Source organism: Shewanella sp. NIFS-20-20, from assembly GCF_019209865.1.
GTDB lineage: Bacteria > Pseudomonadota > Gammaproteobacteria > Enterobacterales > Shewanellaceae > Shewanella.
Map to the genome: position 1 here is coordinate 1 of NZ_JAHUTT010000116.1, position 1928 is coordinate 1928.

Annotated in this window: 1 protein-coding gene, 1 tRNA gene and 2 rRNA genes; 1 reads left to right on the top strand and 3 read right to left on the bottom strand. The window is 48.4% G+C overall.

Annotation, left to right across the window (positions count from 1 at the left end):
• Positions 1-482 precede the first annotated feature (482 nt).
• On the top strand, positions 483-662 hold the full coding sequence (locus tag KU855_RS19150; RefSeq protein WP_218532786.1) for an RHS repeat-associated core domain-containing protein: 180 nt from the start codon (positions 483-485) through the stop codon (positions 660-662).
• A 906-nt stretch (positions 663-1568) separates the two neighbouring features.
• Here the strand turns inward: KU855_RS19150 and rrf (KU855_RS18645) are convergent.
• The 3 genes from rrf (KU855_RS18645) to rrf (KU855_RS18655) all read right to left on the bottom strand — a co-directional run bounded on the left by rrf (KU855_RS18645) (position 1569) and on the right by rrf (KU855_RS18655) (position 1915).
• Positions 1569-1684 (bottom strand): 5S ribosomal RNA (rrf, locus tag KU855_RS18645).
• A gap of 30 nt (positions 1685-1714) precedes the next feature.
• Positions 1715-1790: transfer RNA gene (locus KU855_RS18650), tRNA-Thr, on the bottom strand.
• 9 nt (positions 1791-1799) lie between these two features.
• A 5S ribosomal RNA gene (rrf, locus tag KU855_RS18655) occupies positions 1800-1915 on the bottom strand.
• Between the last annotated feature and the right edge of the window lie 13 nt (positions 1916-1928).

Here is a 1928-nt window from a genome sequence, read left to right on the forward strand (position 1 = left end):
GTTGCCGCTGTGGGCTAGGGATGCGTATTCTACGCATTTCCTTGAGTGGGTCAAGCCCTTTATCAGGCCTTGAATCTAAGTGGTTAAACTTTCGCCTAGCGCCACTTAATTCACTCAGGGTCACTTAATTCACTCAGGGTCACTTACTTTGTAAGTGACCGTCCTGACTGGTGTTCGGTTGCTTTGCAGCGCCGTATTCCGTGTCAGTGTGGCGCATTATAGGGGCTTGCGCAGATTGCGCAAGGGCTAATTTCATTAAAAATGTATTTTTAATGAAATACTTATCAATATGTCACTTAAACACATTGTAACTACAAGTTACCCACTGACTTATCAACACCCACCTGCAAGCCATGACAGATAGTGAGCCCATAACATGGGCTGAAACAGTCACATGACTGCCATTTTCCAATCATAGTCTTTGATTATGTAGCGGCAACATCTGAGGTAAATGAGGACAACGTCACCAACGGGCGCTTCACCTGTATTTTCAGCCTACTGCTAATGTCCAGCTAACACCTTACTACCTCACGGGTAAAGAGCTGGATGAGGCCACAGGGCTGTACTACTTCGGTGCGTGTTATTACGACCCACGAACGAGTGTATGGCAGAGTCCTGATCCAATACTTGGGGGTATTTGGGGCCAACCGTCGAAGGATTAACCAACGGCGGGATGTTTAATCCCTGAAATATTAATGCTTACTCCTACAGCTTCAACAGCCCCGTAGTTCTTAGCGCCCCTGACGGCAACTGCGCAAGTGTGGGTACGCGGGTTGGTGGCTTTGTTGGAGGGATCATCGGTGCAGGTGTTGCCTGGTGGGCTGGCGGTGCTGCCAGTGGGGTTATTGCAGAAACAACCTGTGGTGTTAGCTTGGGCCTTCAAGCATCAGCCGCTGTGGGCTCCAGCATTGTTGGAGGAACGGTCACCCGGACCATTGAAGGTGAAGAAACGACAGCTGAAGATGTGATCATTGATAGTGTCGTTGGAGCCGTAGCATTTGGTGTAGTCAAAGGGGGAGCCCCAGCGGTAAGAGGTGATCTACAGAATGGTGCTCGCAACATATCGACAAAACTTCAGATAGCATCAGGAAAGTTTGACTATTTATTTGGTAGAGTTACAGAGTTATCAGCAACGGAGATAACGCCGTGAGATCCAATCAATTAGCCTTGGGCTGAAAATCCTTAGCCTCTCTGGTAAGCCATCTTGTAGACACATAATTACGGAGCATCTTGAGCAAGTTGTGAATACGCAAAGAAATATGACGAGGACCTATAGTGACAACTAGGGATCTTTGAAAATCAGAGCAACCGCGCACAAACCTATTGTTATATCGCAACCGCTCTATTTGGCCATTAAGCAAGATGGCCTCAACGGCACTAGCTTTGTTCCTGTGACTCATCATTAACCGCCACTCAACTGACAAGTACGCTGCCATATATTTAACCGTTAAGCGTGGATGAGCCACCTTGCGATGACGCTCATCCATCTTGCTGATACGCGTTAAAAATTAGTAGAACCCAAACGCAAAAAAGCCACCTTGTTCAGGTGGCTTCTTCACTAATTGGGCGTCTGGAAATGACCTACTCTCGCATGGGGAAGCCCCACACTACCATCGGCGCGACTGCGTTTCACTGCTGAGTTCGGAATGGGATCAGGTGGGACCACAGCGCTATGGTTTCCAGACAAATTTTTGTGCATTACTGCAATTTTTCATGGTGCTGATACCCAGAATCGAACTGGGGACCTCATCCTTACCAAGGATGCGCTCTACCGACTGAGCCATATCAGCGAATTTGGTGTCTGGAAATGACCTACTCTCGCATGGGGAAGCCCCACACTACCATCGGCGCGACTGCGTTTCACTTCTGAGTTCGGAATGGGATCAGGTGGGGCCACAGTGCTATGGTCTCCAGACAAATTTAGTCTG